This is a genomic window from Paenibacillus sp. J22P90, from assembly GCF_059692195.1.
Map to the genome: position 1 here is coordinate 97,414 of NZ_JCAUAY010000006.1, position 25,677 is coordinate 123,090.

The window sequence follows — 25,677 nt, forward strand, 5'->3', positions numbered from 1 at the left end:
CTGTCGCTTCTGTTGATGGGGGTTCGGTAGTTCAAAGTAGCCAAGCAACCGACTAGATGGAAAACCTCCATCTAATTTCATCATTTTCACCTCAAATTACATTCTAGATGGATTATCTACAGTTAATTTCCCCGATTTAGCGCAGAACAGGGGAATTCTATGAAATTATCTACATAATTTCCAGTTATACTCGAATTTCAAGCATTTCCCTCGAAATTAGCTGTAGTTTTTCCAGTTACTCTGCCGACCACTGGGAGCAGATCATTGCCCCGCGCCACCTCGCGGCGCACAAACACAAAAAATCCCTGGTCCACCGACCAGGGATAACGCACTAACCTACTGCTGGGCGAAGCCCACCGCAGCCAAAAACCGTCCGAACGCCGCTTGCCCGGCTTCGTCTCTCTTGAAGACGCCCGCGTCCAGCAGGACGTCCATGAACTTGCTGCCGACCTCGGTCTGCAGCACCGCATTTGCCGCGTCGGCCGTCAGCGACGCACCGTGCTTCGCGAGCAGCGCCGCGATCCAATCCGCATGCTTATGCAGCGGATGACCCGCATCGCTCAGCTCGCGGCCGAGCTTGGCTTCGCCAGTGAGCAGCTTGGCGATGTCCGCCAGCTCCTCTTGCAGGCGGCCTGGCAGCACCGCCAGCCCCATCACCTCAATCAAGCCGATGTTCTCCTTCTTGATATGGTGCAAGTGCTGATGCGGATGGAAGATCCCATCCGGATGCTCTGCGCTCGTGCGGTTGTTCCGCAGCACGAGATCAAGCTCGTACTCGCCGCGCGCGTTGTTGCGGGCGATTGGCGTGATCGTGTTATGCGGGATCCGCTCTCCGTCCTTCTCGCTGAACGCGAGGACGTCCGCTTCCGCATCACTGTAGGCACGCCAGTCGTCGAGCAGCTTGCTCGCCAGCTTGTACAGCTGCTGCTTGTTGTGCCCGCTCAGGCGCAGCACGGACATCGGCCACTTCACAATCGCGGCCTTCACGCCTGCAAAATCTGCATGTGAGAATGCTTTCTCACTTGACGCTTTTTCCATCGGGAACTTGTGACGTCCCCCTTGGAAGTGGTCGTGATTCAAGATCGATCCGCCGACAATCGGCAGGTCTGCATTGGACCCGATGAAGTAGTGCGGGAATTGTTCGATGAAATCCAGCAAACGGTAGAACGTATTTGCCGTTGTTTTCATCGGAATATGCTTCTCATGGAAGATGATGCTGTGCTCGTTGTAATACACGTAAGGTGAATACTGCAGGTACCACTTCTCGTTATCCAACTCAAGCGGAATTACGCGAAGGTTTTGTCTTGCCGGGTGATTCACACGGCCAGCATAGCCCAGATTGTCTACGCATAGTAGACATAGCGGGTAGCTGCTTTGTGGCAGCGTTTTGAGCAGCGCAATTTCCTTCGGATCCTTCTCTGGCTTGGACAGGTTGATCGTAATTTCTAAATCACCGTAAGCCGTTTCAGCTAGCCAGTAAGCATTCTTCGCAATACGATCCATCCGAATGTAGTTAGAGTCGATGGACTGCTTGTAAAAATACTCCGTCGCCGCCTCCACGTTTTTCGTCTTCGCAAGCGTCCAGAATTGGCGCACCACCTCGGAAGGACGCGGCATCATCAGACCCATAATGCGAGCATCCAGCAAATCGCGGTATGTCGTCGTATTTTCTTCCAATAGCCCCGCTTCCCAAGCTGCATCCAGCAGCTCTTCCAGCAAGCCAACCGGACTGCTCAATTTCTCCGTAGGCACTTCCCCTTGAAATGGCTCCGCCAATCCAAACAGATCCAGCAAAGCATTGCGTGAGGTATAAACGTCCAGCTGTTCGATCAACCCATTCTGGGTGGCGAATTGCAGAAGTCTTTCTATCGTTAACGCTGCGTATTGCGGCGTTTGTAATGTGCGTTCCATATTGCCACTTCCCTTTCTTGTGAAAACCTCAACACTGCTTAAACTCTGACTTCCGCCGCATACCCCTTCGGGTGCTTCTGGTGCCATTTCCACGCACTCTCGATGATCGCTTCCAAGGAATCCAAAGCTGGCTTCCAGCCAAGCTCCGCTCTTGCTCGCTCTGAGGAAGCAATCAACGTTGCTGGGTCACCCGCTCTACGAGGCTCAACAACCGCAGGGATCGCATGTCCTGTGACTTTGCGCGCGATATCGATCACTTGCTTCACGGAGAAGCCTGTGCCATTACCAAGGTTGTAAATGTTGCTTTCCGCACCGCCACGCAGCTTCTCAACCGCAAGCACATGTGCGCTTGCAAGATCGCTGACATGGATGTAGTCACGAACACAAGTGCCGTCTTCTGTCGCATAATCCTCGCCGAAAATCGAGATGTGCGCTCTTTGACCCAACGCGACCTGTAAAATAATCGGAATCAAATGCGTTTCCGGGCTGTGGTCTTCACCAATTTGGCCGCCAGCATGTGCGCCAGCTGCATTGAAATATCGCAATGACACATATTTGATACCATGAGCGGTATCGAACCATTTCATCATTTTTTCCATCGCCAGCTTCGTCTCGCCGTACGTATTCGTAGGCAAGGTACGATCGCTTTCAAGGATCGGGATGTTCTCAGGCTCGCCATACGTAGCAGCCGTTGAGGAGAATACGATGCGTTTCACGCCGTATTGCGTCATTTTTTCAAGTAAGCAAAGCGTGCCGTACACGTTGTTGTGGTAGTATTTCGCTGGATTGGTCATGCTCTCACCAACGAGTGAATTCGCTGCAAAATGAATAATGGCATCGATACTATTTTCAGAAAAAACCGTATCCATGAACTCTCCGTCGCGCAGATCGCCAACGTAAAGCTTACCGCCGAGCACCGCGTCCTTGTGACCTTGCTGCAAATTATCGACGATAACAACTTCCTCGCCTTTAGCCAAAAGCTCAGCTACCGCATGCGATCCGATGTACCCCGCTCCACCTGTAACTAGAATTGCCATTTACAACGCCTCCTCAAGTTGCTCTACACCGTTGCCAATGTCACACACGTAGAAGCTTGGTGTAAGCCCTGTAATTTCCGTATATTCCGCGCCTACTTGATCAATAAACGTTTGAACGCTGTCTTCATGTACTAAGGAAACTGTGCAACCGCCGAAGCCTGCACCTGTCATCCGCGCGCCAAGCACACCTGGCACCTTCAACGCCGCTGCTACCATCGTATCAAGCTCCAAGCCCGTTACTTCATACAGGTCACGCAGGGAATCGTGGGAACCGATCATCAGCTTGCCGAAGGATTCAAGGTCATTCTTTTCAAGAACTTCGATGGATTTCAAAACGCGATCAATCTCTTCCACAACGTGCTCTGCTCTGCGACGAACGGTTTCGTCTGGGATCAGGTGTTTATATTCGTTAAACTGCTCAAGGTTCAATTGACCAAGCAGCGTGATGTCTGGGAATTGCTTTTGCAAGTAGGTCACTGCCTGCTCACATTGGCTTCTTCTCTCATTGTAAGCGGAGTCGACGAGACCTCTGCGTTTGTTCGTGTTGCCGATCACCAGCTTATAGCTGCCGCTTTGAAAAGGAACATGACGATACTCCAGCGTATCACACATCAACAGGATTGCGTTGTCTTTCTTACCATTTGCTACAGCAAACTGGTCCATGATGCCGCAATTAACGCCGACAAATTGGTTCTCTGTTTTTTGAGCGAGAAGTGCGATTTTGACTGTATCGATTGGATATTTCTCCAGCGTCAGCAAGCCGAAAGCTGTCACAACCTCAATGGAAGCGGAGGAGGAAAGACCTGCACCATTCGGGATTTCACCGTGGAACAATAGATCGTATCCTTGTGTAACAGGGAACCCTTCTTTAGCTAAATGGACGAAGATTCCTTTCGGATAATTGATCCAATCGTCCTCTTCTTGGTAGGACAAGTCGTCTATGGAAATTTGTTTGCGCAATGCCAAGTTGGTAGACGCAAAGCCAATTACACGATCTTGTCTTGGACGAATGATCAAGGTAGTTCCGAACGTCAAAGCTGCTGGGAATACATAACCGCCATTGTAATCCGTATGCTCGCCAATCAAATTCACTCGACCAGGAGCGTGAAATGCTGAGATCTTCGCTGCCGTTTCTCCATAAATTTCAATAAACGTGTCTTTAAGTGCTTGCAAATCTGCCATGTGTGGCACCGCCTTTAGTGGATTTGGTATGTTTACTTGGTTGTTGTTAGAAATATTGTTTGTGAAGTTTGTAACTTAAGTATAAGAGATGAGTCATAGATTGGCTATGGAGGCATGTAATCTTTACATGGATAAATGTGATTTACACATACCGTTTCGCGTGGGATTTATGATACAGTAGAAGGAACGAAAGCTCTTCGAACGGAGATGAAGAAACGGTATGGATAAGCCCTATAGCTATTATGTCGTATCGAACCCTTTGCCCGCTGGGGACAGCGACTTCACGGTGTTATTCGCAGGGGAAAGCCAGACGAAGCCTGAGCATCGGCTAGGTCCGAAAGTGTATGACTACTACTTAATCCATTATGTCATATCGGGCCGCGGTGTATTCTCCTCGCATGGAGAAGAGTATGCGATTAGCGCTGGCGACAGCTTCGTCATCGAACCTGAGCAGCTCATCAGCTACGTCTCCGATGAGACCGATCCGTGGCACTATTGCTGGATCGCTTTTACAGGCGCTCAGGCAGCGAAGCTTGTTGGTGAGGCGGGCCTTACGCCCGTCAACCCTATCATCCATATCGCGCGGAATCGGCATATGCCTGTCCTTTTTCGCCAGATTCAACAGGCGCTCAAATCCAAAAAAGCAAACACGCAGCTCAAAGCGACAGGTTACCTCAGCTTACTGCTTGGCGAGTATTGCGACGCCTTATCTGCACCTATAACAACGGGCATGGTCACGGACGCCGAGAGCGACCGCATCGTGCAGCAGGCCATCCATTACTTGTCCACGCAATATGCGGAGCCGATTACGATTGAAATGATGGCCGAAAGCTTGGGCTATAATCGCGCTTATTTATCGCGTATGTTCAAGCGGCACACCAAGGTGACGCCGGTGACGTTCCTGCTCAAGCTGCGCGTGGACAAAGCGCGCTTATTGCTGCGGGAACGACTGGAGCTCACCATCGAGCAGATCGCGGCCTCCGTCGGTTTCTATGATCCGCTGTACTTCTCCAAACAGTTTCGGCGTTGGTATGGCGTCTCGCCGAGCGAATATCGGAATCAGATCAAGTCGTTATAATTCTGGAGCACGCTTCCTAGCGGATTACGCAATGCCTGTCAGCTATGGACTTTTCACTCCTTAGTCGTTGCGTTGCAAAGCGCACAAAAGGTCCGAAGCCGCAGAAGCGGTTCGGACCTTTTTTACAGTCAAACACTTAGTTCATAAAAGGCAACTGATTCAGCATCCGATACAAAATAACGGAGCTCTGTGCGCGAGAGGCATTGTCATCCGGTGCAAACTGCCCTACGGAAATACCATTCACGATTTGTTTGGAAGTCAAGTAAGCTACAGCTTCCTTCGACCAGCTCTGAATTTGATCTGCATCTGCGAACATAATGCCGGTTCCAGGAGCAGCCGTGTTCAGTGTACCGGCATACTGCATGGCGCGGTAGATCATGACCGCCATTTCCTGGCGGGTAATCGTCCGATTTGGCTGGAAGGTTCCGTCCTCATACCCAGTCACGACTCCCGCTTTTGCTCCCGCCGAGACAACCCTATAGTACCAATCGGACTGCTTGATGTCACCGAACAAAATGCGATCCTTGGATTCACTCAGAGCGAGTCCGAGCGTTCGGGTTACAAGGGCGGCGAACTCTGCGCGTGTTATCGTCAGATCGGGGCGGAACTCATTGTCCGTAAGCCCTTCGACGATTCTCCGCTCTGCCATCCACTTGATCTCTTCCCTCGCCCAGTGAACACCAATATCCTTAAGCACTGAACGACTTTCCAAGATTAAATACGTGCTGTTCGTCCGGCTGAAAATTGTAACCGCATCGTCTGATGCCTGGAACGGAACTGGCGTGTAACGAATCGTTCCTGTGGCGTCTTTGTCCACTCGGACAACAGCGATGGAGAGGCCGCTCATCTCTTTATTCATTTGAATCGTGCGGGAGACATAGTATTGGAAGACTGCCAGTTCTTCCGTCGTCCCATCCGCTTTCACCACTTTTACCGTAAAATCAATGGCTGCTTCCACGTTCAATCCTTCTGCTTTGGCACGGTTGGCAGCTGCGTCATCCTTGGATAAGGTAACCAGAAGCTCATCCTTCTCGCCAAGCTTCTGCAGCGAGAAAGACTCGATCGGCAGATGATAGCTGCCTAGCCCGCTAACGATTGCTACGGTATTGGCTTTGCCGTCTTCAAGCGCCCTCTGTAATGCACGAGCGTTCACATAAACTCTTACTTCCGAAGCAGTTTCAACCGTTTCTGCTGTAATGCTAAGGAGTCCGTCCTTAGCAAGTTTACCAGCATCCTCCACAGCCAACTCGGTTGCCCGAGCTTCGGCGACGTCCCGGTTGTTGACTTTCACAACTTTAGCAGGCACAGAGACACCGGCTTCACCAAGTGTATGAGACTCTGTCGAAGGTACGGCAGGCCCTGTTCCCGGAGGTGGTGATTCCGGCTCCGGCTCTGGTTCGACAAAGGCGGACGTCTTCAAGAGTGGCCGCACGGTAATCTGTTTGTGCTCCGTCGAATAAAGCTCAATCGGAACGCCTTGACCCTTGGTGTCCACTACGAGAACGACCGCTTGACCGCCGAGCTTGGAGTTCAAGTATGTCGTCAACGCTGAAGTGGAGATGTTGTACGAATCCACATTATACGGCAGGTTATAGCTGTTTTCCTTGAAGCCGGTCATTGTAAACTCGCCCAGATAGATGCCATTCGCAGCATCGGCTGCAGTCGGAGTACCCAGCACCGTCGTCGGCATGCCATAGGCTTTAAGCGTGATCGTCTCCCCGCCTGGATTCACATCCGTTAGTCTTCCACTAAACTGGAGGGAGGCTCCGCCGAATGCGGATGCGTCTTCCAGATCGAATTTGAACGAAGCGGCGAATGGCTGGCCATTGGCTCCCCGAGCATCTTCGGTTGCGTAGCTTACAGCTTCGTAGTACGGATTACCAGACGTGTTAGATATGGCAACCGGACTATCAGCCGATTGTACGACTACATGACCGGAACCTTTGCGCAGCTCGATTCCTTTCGCGCTGTTCTCCACGATATTGCCGATGAGCTGGACGTCGCGCGGGCTGCCGCTCCCGATCTGATCCGCATTGCTGTCGCCATTGTCATAATCAAGGGCAATCGGCGTATCCGATGCTGCGAAGTTCGAGATCGAATTGTTGCGGACAATCGTCCGAGGACCGTTCAACACTTTAATCCCTGTCACCTGCTGCTGGTAAGGACCGCGGACAAAGCCGGACGGATCGATCTCAATCGTATTGTTTTCGATGATCGTATCCGGGGAACCGATAACAACCGTGATCCCCTCCATATTGTTTCTCAGCGTGTTGTGGTGAATGAGGTTGTAAGGCCCAGATTCGCTATGGTTGCTGGGGAAGCCGCCCCCCGTATTCCCTAGAGCGATTCCCGCGCCTCGGCGCGTACCGGTGATCGTATTGTTGGAAACCTCGTTCAGGTATTCGTCTTCGCCGTGCAAGTCGATCGCATCGTAAGTGGTATTGAGAAGCGTATTGTTTTGGATCAGATTGTTATGCGAATACGCTTGTACGATAATGCCATGACGCATGGCGTCCGTTCCATCGAATATGTTGTTCTCGATGAGATTATACTCCGAATCTTCTGGATAGCCGAAGCGGTCGTTCTTGAAATCGCCCTGCAAGGCGATGCCGTAACCTGCTCCGCCTCCGCCGATATCCGTCGCTTGACGGAAAATGGAGTTACGAACCACGAGGTGTTCGCCCTTGGCCATCCGAACGCCGGTTTTTTCGAACTTCTCGAACGTCACACCGTCGATAACGATGTTGTATGGAGCTGCCCCCGTGCTGTTTTTATCAATATAAATGCTGTTCTTGACCCCTCCCGCGAGCGGATGAGGCAACTCTGGATTAGTAGGATATACGTTGTTCCACGTCGAGGTCAGGGTCAAGTTCGAAATCATAATACTACTTACACTTGAGGCTCCGAGAATCCGACTGCTCGGATTGGAGATGCCGGTGCTCACATTATCGGGACCCAGACGGTTATCAAAGTCCGACAAGAGAATGGCGCCTTCTTGGCTCTCCCCTCTTAGATTCACTCCGCTTTTCAGTTTGAGTTGCGTGTCTGCGCTGCCCGGAGCTGTGGACATCAGCTTGTAAATTCCGTTCGGCAGGTATACTTCATCGCCCGCCTGAGCGGCATCGATCGCTTTTTGAATGGCTGCCGTGTCATCCGCGATTCCGTTCCCGATCGCCCCGTAGACGGCATCTCTCACATTCAAGCTATTCCCTGTTGTGGTGTTGGGTGCAGGCAATGCATGCGGCGTGCCGTCCAAATTGTATAACCCTGCTAAGTAAGGGCGAGGGGAAGTATTCGGTGCCGTCGGCGGTCCTGCAGGAGGAATCGGATCGAGTTGCAGATTATCCGTGCCAGACGCATAAATGTGTACTTCCGTGAAGCCGTTATACGCGGTGGCGCTATTGCCATTACCAACGATCCTAACGTAGCGAGCGTCTGTATCGGGTACATCGAAGGCTTCCATAGCGAGCGATGTGCTGCTGCTTTGCCCATTGTAGAGAGGCGTCCATCGTGTACCGTCCACCGATGTTTGTACATTGAAGGAATAGGCTCTCTCATTGCCTTTGTAGAAGGCGATGCCCAACTTGCCGATCGTCGATAATGCCCCCAGATCGTATTGGATCCATTGGGAAACACCGTTCGAGCCCCAGCGGGTATTGAGATTGTTGTCGACCGTATAGGCAGGTTTGTTGCCCCAGTTGAGGTCTCCATTATAGATTTGGTCATAGTCACTTGTGGAGACTTGCGTTTCCGTGATCGTGTATCGCTTTTGCGGCATGGCCGATGCCACGTTCGAATTCAGGCTGGTGCCTTTTAATGCATTTTCAGCAAGCACGACATAGTAATACGATTGGCCATTCTGAAGGCCGCTGTCGATCCATTCATTTCCTGTTATCTTGGTTCCGACTACCGAATAATGACCGCTGGCAGATCCGGACCGCTTAATGGTGTAATACACGGCGTCAGCAACGGATTGCCATTGCAACTTAATCGCCGAATGACTCGGCAATGCCGTCAAGCCTGAAGGCGCAACGGGTGGATATACAGTTCTAACTTGCAGCACATCGGACGGCGTGCTCTCGCCAGCAGTATTGTAGGCAGACACCGTATAGTAGTAATCTTGATTAACCGTGAGTCCTTGATCAAGGAAACTCGGCTCCGTTCCATATACTGATCCGATCACACTGAACGGTCCGCCAGGCGAAGAAGCTCGTCTAATGATATAGCCGACCGTGTTAGGGGTATCGTTCCAAGACAACTCAATTTCTGTATCCCGGATGGTGTCAGAAAGTTGATCGGGTGCTGTTGGCACTATCGTAGACGCTTGAGGGCTCGCTGCAACCACGGTAGAAAGGCTGCTGTCGAGATAGAGTCCATCTTGCGTCTTGGCGGCAGAACTAATTGCGTAATAATATGTACTGCCGTTATTGGCATTCACATCGCGGAAAGAGCCGGATGATGCGGTTCCGATCGTTGTAAATGGGCCACTGAGTGAAGCGGCGCGTTTCACATAGTAGAGGTCGGATCCGTAAGCGCCAGACCAACGCAATCCCACTTGGCTGTCTACCGCTGAAATTACAGAGACTCCCGTTGGGGCGGAAGGAAAAATCTTCTTCGCATAAATATTGTCTACATACATCCTCATGTTAGATTCCTTGGAAGCCCCCAAAAATCCGACGCTTGATCCAGCCGTAGGTTGCCCGGCATCGGTTAATGTAGCCGTGACAGTCGGCCCGCCTTCAATGGAACCAGTCAGCTTGATATTTCCTGTGTTACCGGTGATTTGGAACGTCATCCGATAACTTTGCCCCGCAGTAAAGTTCGAAATGGGTGCAGATACGGAAACCTCCGTATTTGTTCCTGACACTCTCTTGAGCAGTACGAGATTATACTGACTCGCGGAAAGCTTACGAATCGCCAGAACGTACATATTGTTGTTATCAGCTACTCGAGTGGCTAGTCCAAAATATTGGGTGCCAATCGAACTGCTTGTAGGCGAGTTCGGTCTCAGTTTCACCGATGCGGAAAGCAACACATCGTTCGCAGAATAGTCGACAAGCCAGGCTGTCGAAGTACTCGCAGCGTTATAGTACATCCCGACATTTCCGTTGTCCGTACCAATGCTCCAGACACCGGCACTCGCATTAGACCTCCAATTATTCAGCGTCGCGGCTGTATTGTTGCTTGAATTCACGGCTTGTCCCAATACCGGAGGTTCCGCCGAGTGATTCCCAACCGATATGGTGGGTGCCAAGTTTTGAAAATCGTCGAACCGTTCATTGTCGTCATAATAAGCAGCAGCTTCCGCCACATTCCTTTGTAGACCAACTGGCCATAAGGAGAATAACAAGGCAAAGCATACGAAAATACTGACTAGCTGTCTCACTCTTCTTTGTCCCATAAAATGCCCCCCTTTGTTTGCAAGCTTAAGATAGCGCTTACATTTTATAGATGGTTCCATCATATAGGACAGCGCAAGATGCAGACTTGCATATATTCTATGTTCTGTTGTGGTTTCTTTGGGTTATTCCATTTAATAAAAAACAACGGCAGCCAAAGGACTTTTTATATCGTCCATGGTTACCGCTATTTCTTGTATCGGGCTATTCTATTCCTTTATTCCTTTATTTCCTGAAGCATTTACCATCAAAAACTCCGCAATCGCTTGATTAACCAACGCTAATCTGCTCGCTGCCGTGTCCAAAAGCCCTTCCAGTTCCTCGGTAGCGCCCTTGTGCAAAGCTGCCTGAAGCTCGTCGGCTGTCTCGCTAAGCGGTGTTGCCCCAATGTTAGAGGCCACACCTTTCAACGTATGAGCGAGGAGCAGCGCTTCGGAGTAATCGCCTTTGGCTATGAAAGCACGAATCTCTTCTACCGTGTTCCCATGATTCGCCTTAAACTTCGTAAGTATCATCTCATATAAACTGTTATTACGACCTAACCGTTCCAAGGCGGTCTCCACTTCCAAAACTTGCGTCAGTGGTTCCTCTTGCTTCGTGACAGCAACTTGATCGTAGCCCTTTTCTTTGGAAATCTGAATCGTTCTCTGGAGCACACTGTACAATTGAATCGGTTCAAATGGCTTCGAAATGTACGCATTCATCCCCGCTTCCAATACCTGCTCTTTCACGCCCTGCATCGCATCAGCGGTCATCGCAATAATCGGCGTGGCCTTGTCGCTGCTTCTGATTCGTAGCGTCGTTTCGATCCCATCCATTAATGGCATCTGCAAGTCCATGAGAATCGCATCATATTGCTTCGATTCTGTTCGCTCTAACGCTTCAAAACCATTCGCCGCCACATCCACACGAATGCCCATTTCCTGAAGAATCGCTTGGGCCACCTGCTGATTAATTTCATTATCTTCAACCAATAAAATCTCTGCATGGCGCAGCAGATTCAGCTTTTTCACTTCATTTTCATCATGGGAACCAATCTTCTTAATCTTGAGCTGCTCTTGGAACATGTCCATAATGTGGTTATACAGCTGCGACTGACTAATCGGATAGTACAACATCTTCTTCACGGAGGATGGTAACTGAGCTTTCATTTGCAAATCCGACTCATGATACGCACTAATCAACACGATGACTTGTACAGGTGTCGCATATTGCGATTTAATTTTCTCAGCAAAAGAAATAGCTTCTTCGTCCTGCAGCTTCAAATCGACAATAACCAAGTCATATCTGCCTGTTGTATGTATTTGATCCAAAGCGTTATGTGCGGAATCAACCGCGCTGACAATAAATTGGAACTGCTCCAGCTGCCGCTTGAGAACCAGACGCATCTCCATATCATCACACACAAGGAGAACACGAAGGAACTTCAAATGCGCAGCGATTGGCGCGCTAAATATATGATCGGAGCCCATCTCAAACTTAACTGTGAAGCTAAAACAGCTTCCTTTCCCCTGCTCGCTTTCCACATGGATTTGACCATCCATCAGCTCTACGATGCTTTTGCTAATGACAAGACCAAGCCCCGTCCCGCCATACTTGCGGGTTGTCGACATGTCCGCTTGCGTAAACCCGCGGAAAAGGTTGCCCTGCTGCTCTGGCGTCATCCCGATCCCCGTATCCCGCACATCAATACGAAGCATGACACCACTTTCGTCCTTGGAAGCGACACCCACTGCGATCGAAATCTCGCCTTTTTCCGTAAATTTCAAAGCATTGTTAACCAAATTGAGCAAAACCTGATTAAACCGGAAAGGATCGCCCTTCAGCACCTGCGGCACCTCATGATGAATCGAGAAATGCAGTCTGAGCCCTTTCTCATACAAGGAAAACCCGATCATGTCGGATATGTTACTCATGATTTCGTATAAATCAAAGTCGATACGCTCAAGCACGATCTTCTGCGCCTCAATTTTCGAAAAATCCAGAATATCGCTGATGATCGTAAGCAAGCTTTTTGCTGATAACACCGTCTTCGCCACATAATCCTTCTGCTGATCCGTTAATTCTGTTTGTTGCAGCAAATAGTTTAATCCTATGATGGCATTCATCGGTGTACGGATTTCATGGCTCATATTCGCCAAAAACTCACTCTTCGCCCGATTCGCCGACTCGGCCAAATCTTTCGCTTCCACTAGCAGCATTTGCTTGCTCTCCAGCTCTGAGGTGCGAATTTCCACTAATTCTTCCAGATGATCCTTGTATTGATTTAGTGTAGCTTCTGCTTGCTTGCGTTCTGTGATGTCTACACCGGCAAGAATAGCACCACCAATTTCGCCAGTTTCTTTCCATATCAAGTTATTATTCCATCCGAGAAGACGCTCTTCTCCCGAGCGAATGGTAATCACTGACTCGTAGTAATCTTGCGCTGGGTTGCCGTCCATAATTCCCTGATAATATTGCTTCCTTACATCCCATTGATTGTTGGGCACACAAATCTCAAACCAATTCTTACCGATGAGATCCGCTTCCTCATACCCCAACATAGTACAGCCTTTCCTATTCAATAGCTCAATCCTGCAGTCTCGATCCAAAACAACAATCATGACATCAACGAGATCCAGGTAGCTTTGCGCTTTCTCCTTTTCCTTCCGCAGCTTTCGCTCGCCCTTCTTCCGTACCGCTCGGGTCTGCATGGCAAGACCGACACCGACTGCAATCGCCACAATGGTGAAAATACTTCCCATCCAGAGAGCGAGTTCCCGCTGATTCGACGTTCTATCTACATCCCTTTGGGTACCCGACAAGTTATAATCGATCCACTGCTTTAAGCTTGCATCTGCCTGCTCTCTAATCGGTGTAAACCGATCCAGTAAGCTTTTCCCTGTCCCATAGTCGCCTGATTGAACGGCATCAATGATCAGTTGGCCCTTCTGCAAGTAGTCTATCGTTTTTTGAGAGACGGCCTTGTAAATCATCTTTTCCTCTTCCGAATTGAGAAAAGGCTGATAGTTGTTAAATTTCTCTTCGAACTCTTTCTTTGCATCCTGATAAGCCGTTATTACCGTGAGAAGACGATCTTTGTCGGTTTCAAGCAACATTTTGTGCAGAAGAACTCTTTCTTGTGTAATAATTGCTTGCATTTCTACAATTTCGGCAATACTCGGCATCCAATTTGTTTTTACATGATCAATCGTTCCTTTGAGAGCAAACATTTGATAGAAATTGGTGCCAATCACTGCAACTAATAACGCAATGATGATGATAAAAGTCCAGATTGACTTCAAATCAGTAAGCGCTTTCATGATTATCCACCTCTCTGACACGATTATATCACATCGTTTACTATTCTAGTGAAAAAGGCCAACCAGAAATTACTGATTGACCCCCTTATGACCTATTTAACGCTTAAGATGCTAGTTCCTACGACTTACACTTTGCGAGTTTTGAAACGTGATAGCGATTCTTGCAATTCTTGTGCCATATTGCTCAAATCCTCTGCCGAAGCAGAAATTTCTTCCATGGCCGCCAGCTGCTTCTCCGAGCCTTTCGAGATGCCTTGTCCGTGCTCATGGGACGACTTGGTCATGTAAACAATTTCGTGCATGGACGCTGATACTTCTTCCGTACCCGCCGACATTTCCTGTGAAGCCGCAGAAACCTCTTGAATCTGGTCGGAAATTTCTTGGAATGTAACCGTCACGCGGTTAAAGACTTGACCTGCTGCATCGATGAGCTCCGAGCCTTTCTCTACATCCTTCACGCCGCTGTTCATCGCTTGCACCGCTCTCGCTGTCGAGGACTGCACCTCGCGTATAAGCTCGGAAATATCCTTAGCCGACGAGGAGGACTGCTCTGCGAGCTTCTTCACTTCGTTGGCTACTACCGCGAAGCCGCGCCCTTGCTCTCCAGCACGCGCCGCCTCGATCGAAGCATTCAGGGACAGAAGTTGGGTTTGGTTCGTAATTTCGGTGATGACCGAAACGATTTCTCCAATTTTTTGCGAGTATACTTCTAATGCCCTCATATCTGCTGCCGATTTGCCGACCGATTCATTAATGAACTTCATTTGTTCAACAGCCTGATTAATGGCGATGCGTCCTTGCTGTACTTCCATCATCGACGTATGCGAAGCTTCTGTCACAACCGAAGAGGATTCGGCAATCCGCTGTACGCCTGCGGCCATTTCGTTCATCGCGATCGACGTTTGCTCAGCCCCCATCAGCTGGCCTTCGCTCGCATTAAATACCTCTTGCATAGACTCCACAATCCGGTTGGAAATGCCCACAGATTCCGTTGCAGCCGCCGTTAGCTCTTCTGATGAAGCACCCAACTGCTCCGCGGTCAAGCTCGCTTTACCCACAATATCCGAGAACGAATCCAACATTTGATTCATGTTCACGCCCAGTTGCCCCAGCTCATCACTGCGTTGGATCGTGAGTCGTGGCGTCAAATCTCCCGCTGCCATCTTGTTCACAGCTGCTGAAATCGCCAGAATCGGCTTCGTCGTTGCCGTAGAAACCACCAGCGCGATAGCCGCTACTACAATCGTCGTGATCACTGCAAGCCAAATCGATACTTGGTTCGCCGTCGATACGGCACCAAACACTTCATCATCCACCACATTGGTAATTAAGCGCCAGCCTGTTGAGGGAATCGTATCAAAACTGATTTCTCTCGCCACGCCATCATCACCCGTAAAATTAAACGTGCCGCTCTTTTCTTTCAACACGGTTTCTTGCAATTTTGCTACTTCTGACTTCGAAAGCACATCCGCTATATTCTTACCCGCTTTATCTTTGGCAGGATACGTTAGAAGTCCACCACTAGGAGAAATTAAGTAGCCATATCCGTTTTCGCCTATTTGAATCGTGTCCGTGTATACATTGAGGTTATTGGTTGTTATCGGGGTGAAAATACCACCAATAAAGTTCTGCTTATCATCCAACATCGGCACAAATAGCACAATGATGTTATTCCCCGTTGCCTTACTGACGAGGAGATCCGTACTCACTGGCTGCTTTGTCTGCTTCGCTTGCTTGATGTAGTCGCGATCGGAGACAGGTATTTTCTGTCCTGCAGAGGTTATTGCAACCTCATCCTTGCCTACATAAACGTACTGCTCCACGTCTTTATTCGCTTGCTCAAATTTAAGGAGCGTTTTTATGATTTCTTTCTCGTTGCCGCTCTTAATCTCCTCAAATTTCAGCATTTCTTTCAAGATCGCAATTTGACGCTGAATGGAATAGTCAATGGCTGTGACATTCGCTTTAAGAATGCTCTCTTCCTTCGAGTGCACCTCATCTGTCACCACGTTTTTCAAGTAATAGCTCGAAAAAACGGTACTAAATAACATCGGCACCAATGCGATGACTAGAAACATAACTGTCACTCTTGCTTTGAATGAAGTAAAGGATACAGCTTTCACCCACCCTTTTACATTCATTCCTCTACGTGTATTCATTTCCCTTACTCCTCCTTCATGCTAATTGCTTCGTAATTTTGGCTTGCAATGATTAACTATTACATCAATTCAGATTTATTTCGACATTTTCCTGCAAAATACGACATTAGCAGATTGCGCCTCTTTGGCACATGAAAAGGCGTAACTAAAAAAGCCAGCGAAATTCTCGCTGACTTTTTGATATTTTAACTATGTTAGTAGGATTGTTGAGGATGATGAACGATTACCTTGTCCCAAATGCTCTTCCAATTCTTCTTAACAATTCGTTCCTCATAAATGACGACTCTTTCTTTTGTTTCTGCAAAATAAGGTGTTGGTTTTAACCGTACTTGTAACACATCTTCAATTCCACAAGGGGCTGTTAAGATAACGTTATCTTGTTCGTCTAAAGTTAGCCCTAATGCTGTCGCTGTTTCTGGAAATTTCGAGATCGCATCAACGGACGAAGAATAAGGCGGTAGGTTATTAACAACGTGCATTCTCGCTTCATTTTTGACCGACCAAGGGACTTGGGGGTTGATATGTTTAAGCTGTTGTTCTAATTGCTTCTCTACCTTCTCATCAAGATTACTCTTATCAAAATAGATGACATCCACGTCAGGCATTGGTGTTCTTTCCGTAAAATCGTGAAGTGTATCCCAAATTTTAGAGCGAACAAATCCCGCACATACCCACCAGTCAGGCAAGTTCAGAGATTTGGCGTTGTGTAAGATCTGCATCATCCACTCATCGTTTTTTACGAGTTGAATAATATCTTGTTCATTTTGTAATTTCAGAACTATCGCCTCCCGAGTCATTAGTTACATTATATATCATCTGCGTCTGTTCGTGGCCCATGACCCCTTCGCACCGTTACGCTAACGGACCTGACGGCCACTATGAACAAGAAATCGGGCGAATTTGCATGCTAACGGACACAAGGAACGTTATTTGCCGATTTGTGAGCTGAAATGAGCCTTTGTAGCATACATAGCAGTATTCGTGTCCGGTACAAATTACTAACCCTGCTATTGCGATATATAGCGGCTAGTGTGTCCGTTAGATACCGGGGGTGGTTGAGCGGGAAGGAAAGTAGCCGTGGACAAGGACAGTCTGGATTGGAAGCGGACGAGGTAACGAGAAAGGGACAGCATTAACATCTAATCATCTGTGAACTATCCCCTTGACTCAGGATAGGGATCAACTACTCGCTGACCTGAGTGATGGGGATAGTACCTACAACAAAGCAATACCGGTGTCGATTAGAAGTTGCGGAACGTAGTTCCGCTATTTCCTGCAAAACGACACAAATCAAAAAGTTGCGGAACGTGGTTCCGCTAATCGCTTATAAACAGAGGCATTCGAGCTATTTTGGACAAAATAGCGGCCTCTCGTTCCGCAACTTCACGAATTCACCCCAAAACTACCAAATAAGGGAACCACGTTCCGCATCTCGGTAGTTGAAGTTAGCCGAGCATGGGGACGGACGCGGTGATGCGAAAAAAGAACAGCCACTCCCACGGAGTGACTGTTCTTCGCCCTTGCTATGTCTATCTCTTACCTGGATCGTACGGCTCACCAAGAGCCGACGGTGCTTTCGCGCGGCCCACGGCGCCTGCCAATACGAGGATTGTCAGTACGTACGGCAGCATATAGAGGAATTCCTGCGGAATGTTCTTCGAGAAGTCGAACAAGCGCATGAAGTTGTTGAGCGCTTGTGCCATTCCGAAGAAGACCGCGGCGCCCAGCGCGCCAAATGGATGCCATTTGCCGAAAATCATCGCGGCCATGGCGATAAAGCCTTGCCCCGAGATCGTGTTATGCGAGAACGCGCTTGTCGTCGTCAGCGTGATTGTCGCCCCGCCGAGGCCGCCAAGCAAGCCGCTAATCAGTACAGCGAGATAGCGGACGCGTTTCACTTTAATCCCAACGGTATCCGCGGCACTCGGATGCTCACCCACGGCACGCAGACGCAAGCCGAACGGTGTTTTGAACAGCACATACCAAGTCACGAAAACGAGAATTAACGCGATATACGTAGTTGGATACGCCGTGAAAAGCGCATAGCCGATATACGGAATTTTGGAAAGGAGCGGTATTTCCCATTTGGAGAAAACATCGTTCAGCGTCTCGGTTTGACCTGCGCCGTCGAACAATACTTTTACCAAATACAAAGTTACCCCAGCTGCCAAGAAGTTGATGACCACACCGCTGATGACTTGATTCGCTTTGAACGAAATCGTCGCTACCGCATGAATCAAAGCAAAAATCAAAGCGAATAGCAATGCGCACAAGAGCCCAATCCACGGGGACCAGATGCCCATGTTGGCTTCTTCCGCATAATAAGTGCCAACCGCAGCAGCGAAGGCACCTGAAACCATCAAACCTTCGATGCCGATGTTTACAATCCCGGAGCGCTCTGAGTAAATACCACCCAAAGCCCCGAATATTAGCGCGGTGGAATACACCAGCGTTGTATTAATAAGCTCACTAAATTTCGTGAAAAACGCATTAAGCATACTGAGCAGGTCCATGTTACGAAGCCCTCTCTTTCTTGCGTTTGCCATAGATCGGGAGCAGCACCCATTTAACAATACCTTGGGTAGCTACGAAGAAGATTACCGATCCGATAACAATACGGATAATTTCTGGCGGCACATCTGCACCAAAGCTCATCCCCGCAGAACCATAAGATAAGCCACCGAAAAGGACAGCGCCCAGCACAACCCCTATCGGATTGTTCGCTCCGAGCAAGGATACAGCAATACCGTCGAACCCATACCCTGGCGTGCCTGCAGCAACGACTTGATAATGGAATACGCCCAGTACCTCAAACACACCGGCAAGCCCGGCAAAAACCCCGGAAATAAACATCGCCTTAATGATGTTTCTATTCACGTTCATGCCCGCATATTTTGCTGCATCGATATTATGCCCTACCGCGCGCAGCTCGTAGCCTTGCTTCGTTTTCCAAAGAATCAAGTAGAAAACGACTGCCGCTAGAATCGCAATCAAGACGCCCCAGTGGAGCCTCGCATGATTCGTCATCTCTGACAGCCACCCAATGCTCAGCGATGCCGAGTCTTGAATCATATAGGAACGCTGTTGCTTCGGCTCAAGCAGGAAGGTGTTGACGATATAATTGGACAAGAACAATGAAATCCAGTTCAACATGATCGTGGTAATAACTTCATTCACACCGCGCTTCGCCTTCAAATAGCCGGCAATCGCACCCCAAAGTCCGCCAACCAATGCCCCAACGATAACCGCAAGGGGAGCATGAATGATCCACGGCAGGCCGTGGATTTTGACTCCAATAAAAGTAGCCCCCGTCATCCCCATCACGAACTGACCTTCCGCACCAATATTGAACAAACCTGTACGGAAAGCGAACGCAACGGATAAACCGGTCAAAATAAGTGGCGTAATCGCCCGAATCGACTCACCGATATCGTACGGACTGCCCAAAATACGAGAAAATAGCGCGCCATATGCCGTAATCGGATTATATCCGCCAGCCAGCATGACAAGCGCTCCGAACAGCAGCCCCAACACAATCGCCACAAGGGGATTAACGGCTGATTCACTTGTAAAAATGCGAACAACTTTATTCATGTAGGGCTCCTTTCTCGGCGCGCTTACTGCCTGCCATGAGCAGACCGATCTCTTGATCATTCGTATCCTGCGGCATCACTTCGCCAACAATCTGACCTTCATAGATAACGGCAATGCGATCCGAAACATTCATAATTTCATCCAGCTCAAAAGAAATCAACAACACAGCTTTCCCTTTGTTCCGCTGCTCAATCAGCATCCGATGCACGAATTCGATCGCACCAACATCCAAACCACGCGTTGGCTGCGCCGCGATCAACAGATTTGGATTCTTATGTATTTCCCTTGCAATAATCGCCTTTTGTTGATTACCGCCTGACAAGGAACGCGCCTTGTTGTAAATACTCGGTGTGCGCACATCAAACTGTTTAATCAGCGCTTCAGCATGCTTATCGATGGCCTCATAATTCAAGAAGCCGCCTTTGTTGTACGCAGGATGGAAGTACGTTTCCAGCACCATGTTTTCACTCATTGTAAAATCAAGCACCAACCCGTGCTTATGCCGATCCTCAGGGATATGTGATAAGCCGGCTTCGGAAATCTCACGCGGTGTTTGGTTCGTAATGTCGCTGCCCATGAGCAGCACTTTACCGCTATCCACGTTACGCAAGCCTGTCAACGCTTCGATCAATTCACTCTGACCATTGCCATCTACACCCGCGATACCAAGAATTTCTCCAGCTTTCACTTCAAAATTGAGCCCCTTGAGCGAAGCTAATCCTTGCTGATTACGCACCATCAAATCTTGTACCTGGAGAACGGGCTCTCCCAGTTTCACGGCTTCTTTACTCACTTTAAATGAGACATCGCGCCCGACCATTTTCTCGGCAAGAATTTGCGGATTCGCTTGGACGCAGGCCAAGGAATCAATCACTTTACCGCGACGAATAATCGTCACTGTATCGGCGATCTCCATAATTTCTTTTAGCTTATGTGTAATGAGAATAATGGACTTGCCCTCTTTCACAAGGTTACGCATAATGACCATCAATTCACTAATCTCTTGCGGCGTTAGTACTGCTGTAGGCTCGTCAAAAATGAGAATATCGGCGCCGCGATACAGCGTTTTCAATATTTCCACACGCTGCTGCATGCCGACCGAAATATCTTCGATTTTAGCTTTTGGATCCACACGTAAACCGTATTGCTCGGATAGCTTGCGCACTTTGTCTTGCGCTGTTCGAATGTCAACGTTCATTCCACGCTTGGGTTCCATACCCAAAATGATGTTTTCCGTAACTGTAAAAGGTTGTACCAGCTTGAAATGCTGATGCACCATCCCGATGCCGAGCTCAATCGCTCGATTCGGACTATCGATAGAAACTTCATTGCCTTGAACTAAAATACTGCCTTCATCCGGTTGATATAAACCGAACACAATATTCATCAGTGTTGATTTGCCTGCACCATTCTCACCAAGCAAGGCATGAATTTCGCCTTTTTTGAGCTTTAAGCTAATGGAATCATTCGCTACAATGCCTGGAAACCGTTTTGTAATGTTGCGAAGTTCAACAACTGGGACTGCTTCACTCATCAGATCACCCTAAGGATCAATTTTTTTTAATACGAAGATTGCGGGCTAAAACTAAAGAACAAGGCTAGTTAATATAACTAGCCTTGTTGGGACAGATCTCAACCTATCGTTCGTGCCAATAAGTTCTGTCAGTGCATTATGGCTTTTCTGGAACTTTGATTTCGCCGCTTATGATTTTAGCTTTGTACTCGTCAACTTTTTTCAAGATATCAGCAGAAACGTTTTTCTTGGATGTTTCCGGAAGGCCTACACCATCGTCTTTCAGACCCAAAGTAACAACTTTACCACCTTGGAATTTACCTGCAACAACATCTTTGGATACGCGAAGTACCGCGGAATCAACACGCTTCAACATGGACGTTAGTGTTACTTCGTCACCAAACTCAAGGGATTGGTCTTTATCTACGCCGATAACCCATACTTTTTTACCGTTTTTCGCGCGATCTTTCGCTTCGTTGAACACACCGTTACCCGTGGATCCAGCTGCGTGGAAAATGATATCAGCGCCATCGTTGTAGATCGTTGCTGCTGCCGCTTTACCAAGGTCAGGCTTGTCGAAAGCGCCTGTGTAGTTGATTTGAACTTTAGCATCAGGTTTTACCGCTTTAACGCCAGCTACGAAGCCAGCTTCAAAACGTTTGATAACTGGAATATCGATACCGCCAACGAAACCGATTTTATTTGTTTTCGTTGTAAGACCTGCTACCACACCAACAAGGTAAGAACCTTCTTGCTCGGAGAAAGTAACTGACTCCACGTTCGGAGCTTCTACAACGTTATCGATGATCGCAAGTTTCGCGTTCGGGTTTTGCGTTGCTACCGTTTTAACAGCGTCACCCATCAAGAAGCCAATACCCCAAGTTAGGTTGTAGCCGTCTTTAACGAATTGATTCAAGTTAGGCGTGTAGTCTGCATCGCTTTTACTTTCAAGGTTTTTCACTGCAGCGCTTGTTTGTTTTTTGAGAAGCGTCAAGCCTTCCCATGCGCTTTGGTTAAAGGATTTGTCGTTTACGCCACCGATATCGGTAACCATACCGATTTTGAAGTCTTTACCTGTGTTATCGCTAGCTACTGCACTTGCTGCAGGTGAAGCAGATGAACCTGTCTCTTCTTTTTTGGCGCAGCCGGAAAGCACCAAGGCAGAAACGGTTACAGACATAAGTACTGTAGTAAAAATCTTTTTCATTTGATTTTACCCCCATCGTATCATCATTTAATTGAAACCATGAAGCCCACACTGTAGGTTGACCAAATTCAGTTAAATTATGTAAGTTGACTTCAATTTAAGTGTATCATCTGGATTGCTAACAGCAAAGCGAATCTTCTAATGATTCACGCAATTCGTCATGTCACACAAGTTAACATGCACTTTTTTGTTTTTCCCGACAATATAGGTTCAAAGCCCCAATTATTAATTATACAACCAGTGGTTAATTAAATCTAGATGGTGTGATGTGAATTTTATGACACTTTTCGTGCAAAAAAACCTCCTCTAGATGAGAAGGTTAAATAACTTTGGATCCTTATTGATTTCGATATAACCATAATCTTTGCGGGAAAGGCGTTCGATCAGTCCCTCATAATCGTCTTTATTTTTTAGCTCGATTCCGACCAGCGCCGGTGCATCATCACGGTTATTCTTCTTCGTATATTCAAAACGAGTGATGTCGTCGGAAGGCCCTAGCACTTCCTCCAAAAATTCACGCAGCGCTCCTGCGCGTTGCGGGAAATTCAAGACAAAATAGTGCTTCAATCCTTCATACACAAGCGACCGCTCTTTGATTTGCTGCATCCGGTCAATGTCATTGTTCCCACCGCTAATGATACAGACGATATTCTTGCCACGAATTTGCTCGCGGTACGCATCCAGTGCTGCAACAGGAAGTGCTCCTGCCGGCTCAATAACAATCGCATTGCTGTTATACAGCTCCAATATCGTTGTACATTCCTTGCCGGCTGGGATAATCACGATATCCTCCAGCTTTTCTTTGCAAATGTCAAACGTCATCTCGCCTACTTGCGCTACAGCTGCACCGTCCACAAACTTCTCAATCGATGGCAGCTTAATAACGCCACCTTGCTTTAGCGCTTCCGTCATGCTAGCCGCACCCTCAGGCTCTGCGCCAATAATGCGCGTACGAGGGGATACACTTTGTACATACGTAGCTACTCCAGCAGCTAGTCCGCCTCCACCGATCGTGGCAAAGATGTAATCCGGCGTTTCCGGCATCTGATTCATAATCTCCAGCCCGACTGTCCCTTGTCCAGCAATCGTGCGAACATCATCGAATGGATGGATAAACACCTTATTCTCCTTCAGGCAGTAGGCTTTGGCCTGAGCCGAAGAATCATCAAAGGAATCACCAGTAAGGATGACTTCCACGAAAGAGCCGCCGAACAGCTTCACTTGCGAAATCTTCTGGCGAGGTGTCGTTGTCGGCATGAAGATCTTGCCTTCGATGCCCAGCTGCTTACAGGAGTAAGCCACGCCCTGCGCATGGTTGCCTGCGCTCGCACACACAACCCCTGCTGCGCGCTCTTCCGCCGATAAGCTTTGGATGACATTGTAAGCTCCGCGGATTTTGAACGAACGCACGATTTGCATATCTTCACGTTTAAGGTAAACGTTACATTCATATTGGCTGGAGAGCAGCTCATTGCGTTGCAATGGCGACGGTTCGATCACCCTGCTGAGCACATGATTGGCTCTAATAATATCTTCCAAACCCACTTTACCAGATACAACCATCTTTCCAACACCCTTTCTTCTTTGCAGCTTCGAATAAGTTTTAACATGTATTGTAACATATGTAGTGCGTTCTGTACGCAAATATCGTTGGTAGGATACTTCGAATGAACAGAAGCCGCCCCTCGCAGTCCATTGACCTTGAGGTGCGGCTCCTTAGCATCTACATGTAGAGATTAGTGACCAACCATCATCGGAATTTCAGCCGCATTATCGGACTGGCCTTCCACTTTCTTAGGCTTCTGCAGCATCAGACCAAGCAGACCGCCAACAATCGCAATACCGAGTAGAATAAGGAACGTATGACCGAATGCGGAAGCGTATAAGCCTACATCTGGCTTTTGCGCGCCTGACTCTACCATCAAGTCCTTAAATTTCGTACTGAAAATTGTCATCAAGATCGCAATAGCGAAGGACATCATAACTTGCTGCGCCGCGTTCGTCAATGACGTTACACGACCAACCAAGTTCTGTGGCGCTGATTGAATCAAGTGGTTATTCAGCGGCATCATGAATAGTCCCATACCCGCTCCAAGAAGCGTAAGCGGAAGCATAACCGTACCAATTCCTGAATCACCAGAAATATTGGAAAGCAACAATGCCGAAATCGTTGTAAGAACCATACCCGCAATAACGAGCGGACGAGCACCGAAACGGTCGGACAGCTTACCGCCGATTGGCATGAACAACCCGGAAGCCAAAGCTTGCGGAAGCATGATCAATCCCGTTTTCAATGGGCTGTATCCGTGTGCTTGCTGTAAGAATAAAGGGACAAGGAACATCGTTCCGAACATCGCGATTTGTGAAATCCATTGCACGACAATCCCCTTCGTGAAGTTACCAGAACGGAAAACGCGAAGCTCCAAAAGCGGATTCTTCTGTCTTAATTCAACAATAATAAATAGGATAAGTGCGACTACCCCGATACCAGAACCGATCAGCGTATCTGCATCTGTCCATGTGGATTCACCCGTAATTGGATCAATACCACCATTGGAAACACCGTAAACAAGCGCCGCGAAAGCTAGAGGCCCTAACAACATGCCCAGCAAATCTAGGGAAGCAACGCTTTGACGTTGCATATTAGGCAATGTACGAATACCTAAGATAATACCAATAACACCGATAGGCAGATTAATTAAGAAAATCCACTGCCAGCTATAATACTCAACTAACCAACCAGCAACAACTGGACCAAGAGCTGGACCTAATAGGATTGGAATCCCCATCATACCCATGACGGCCCCTACTTTACCTGGCGGAGATAAACGATAAATAAATGCCATGGCAATCGGTACAACGACGCCGCCGCCTAAACCTTGAATAACACGGTAAGCGATCAGCATCTCAACCGAGTTTGCTAGTGCACAAAGACCGGAACCGATGGTGAAAAGGCCTACGGAAATTAAGAAAATTTTCTTAGCCCCGAATCGATCCGATAACCAACCTGCCAACGGAATAACCGCGGCTTGCGCCAATGCGTAACCAATGACCGTCCATTGAACGAGTGATAGGTTTAGCAAATTGAATTCTTCTTGCAGCTTAGGAAGAGCAACGTTTACCGCTGTTCCATCCAAAATAACCATGAAAATACCAACAACAATAGCTACCAGCGGCCCCAAAATGCTGCGCATTGAAAACGGAGCTTCTGTTTCTTTCGATGTTGCTTGTGAAGACATGTAATCCCTCCATCCGATTAATTACTCTCTCTTGTCTATCGTTGACCGCATATAGT

General features: G+C 48.3%; 14 protein-coding genes. 1 reads left to right on the plus strand and 13 read right to left on the minus strand.

The window, feature by feature from the left end; translation table 11 throughout:
* Positions 1-336: 336 nt before the first annotated feature.
* Genes AC58UX_RS20630 through AC58UX_RS20640 form a run of 3 tightly spaced genes read right to left on the minus strand, consistent with a single transcriptional unit; the run spans position 337 to position 4,130 of the window.
* Positions 337-1,911 (minus strand): UDP-glucose--hexose-1-phosphate uridylyltransferase, encoded by a 1,575-nt coding sequence (locus tag AC58UX_RS20630; RefSeq protein WP_497256588.1) that lies wholly within the window; start codon positions 1,909-1,911, stop codon positions 337-339.
* A gap of 38 nt (positions 1,912-1,949) precedes the next feature.
* Entirely contained in the window at positions 1,950-2,948 is a 999-nt protein-coding gene (galE, locus tag AC58UX_RS20635; protein WP_497256137.1) for a UDP-glucose 4-epimerase GalE, read from the minus strand.
* Positions 2,949-4,130 carry a galactokinase gene (locus AC58UX_RS20640; protein ID WP_497256139.1) on the minus strand — a complete coding sequence of 394 codons (1,182 nt, stop codon included), beginning with the start codon at positions 4,128-4,130 and terminating at the stop codon, positions 2,949-2,951.
* Between the two features lie 220 nt (positions 4,131-4,350).
* Between AC58UX_RS20640 and AC58UX_RS20645 the strand changes: the two genes are divergently transcribed.
* Positions 4,351-5,208: an AraC family transcriptional regulator gene (locus AC58UX_RS20645; RefSeq protein ID WP_497256141.1), complete on the plus strand. Its 858-nt coding sequence runs from the start codon at positions 4,351-4,353 to the stop codon at positions 5,206-5,208.
* A gap of 136 nt (positions 5,209-5,344) precedes the next feature.
* On the opposite strand, the gene AC58UX_RS20650 is transcribed toward AC58UX_RS20645, so the two are convergent.
* The 10 genes from AC58UX_RS20650 to AC58UX_RS20695 all read right to left on the minus strand — a co-directional run bounded on the left by AC58UX_RS20650 (position 5,345) and on the right by AC58UX_RS20695 (position 25,621).
* Positions 5,345-10,609, minus strand: coding sequence for an S-layer homology domain-containing protein (locus tag AC58UX_RS20650; protein ID WP_497256143.1), 5,265 nt, complete (start codon positions 10,607-10,609; stop codon positions 5,345-5,347).
* 207 nt (positions 10,610-10,816) lie between these two features.
* Positions 10,817-13,909, minus strand: coding sequence for a response regulator (locus AC58UX_RS20655; RefSeq protein WP_497256145.1), 3,093 nt, complete (start codon positions 13,907-13,909; stop codon positions 10,817-10,819).
* Between the two features lie 125 nt (positions 13,910-14,034).
* The gene (locus tag AC58UX_RS20660; protein WP_497256147.1) at positions 14,035-16,068 is read right to left on the minus strand and encodes a methyl-accepting chemotaxis protein; all 2,034 of its coding nucleotides are present in this window, start codon (positions 16,066-16,068) and stop codon (positions 14,035-14,037) included.
* 194 nt (positions 16,069-16,262) lie between these two features.
* Positions 16,263-16,844, minus strand: a complete 582-nt coding sequence (locus AC58UX_RS20665) for a nucleotidyltransferase family protein (protein WP_497256590.1) — start codon at positions 16,842-16,844, stop codon at positions 16,263-16,265.
* Between the two features lie 753 nt (positions 16,845-17,597).
* Positions 17,598-18,581, minus strand: a complete 984-nt coding sequence (locus tag AC58UX_RS20670; protein ID WP_497256149.1) for an ABC transporter permease — start codon at positions 18,579-18,581, stop codon at positions 17,598-17,600.
* A gap of 1 nt (position 18,582) precedes the next feature.
* Positions 18,583-19,662, minus strand: a complete 1,080-nt coding sequence (locus AC58UX_RS20675; protein ID WP_497256151.1) for an ABC transporter permease — start codon at positions 19,660-19,662, stop codon at positions 18,583-18,585.
* Positions 19,655-21,196: an ABC transporter ATP-binding protein gene (locus AC58UX_RS20680; protein ID WP_497256153.1), complete on the minus strand. Its 1,542-nt coding sequence runs from the start codon at positions 21,194-21,196 to the stop codon at positions 19,655-19,657. Before AC58UX_RS20680 ends, AC58UX_RS20675 begins: the two co-directional genes overlap by 8 nt.
* Before the next feature lie 136 nt (positions 21,197-21,332).
* Positions 21,333-22,382 carry a BMP family lipoprotein gene (locus AC58UX_RS20685; protein ID WP_497256155.1) on the minus strand — a complete coding sequence of 350 codons (1,050 nt, stop codon included), beginning with the start codon at positions 22,380-22,382 and terminating at the stop codon, positions 21,333-21,335.
* Between the two features lie 306 nt (positions 22,383-22,688).
* Positions 22,689-23,945, minus strand: a complete 1,257-nt coding sequence (gene ilvA, locus AC58UX_RS20690; protein ID WP_497256157.1) for a threonine ammonia-lyase IlvA — start codon at positions 23,943-23,945, stop codon at positions 22,689-22,691.
* Between the two features lie 173 nt (positions 23,946-24,118).
* Positions 24,119-25,621, minus strand: coding sequence for an MDR family MFS transporter (locus AC58UX_RS20695; RefSeq protein WP_497256159.1), 1,503 nt, complete (start codon positions 25,619-25,621; stop codon positions 24,119-24,121).
* Between the last annotated feature and the right edge of the window lie 56 nt (positions 25,622-25,677).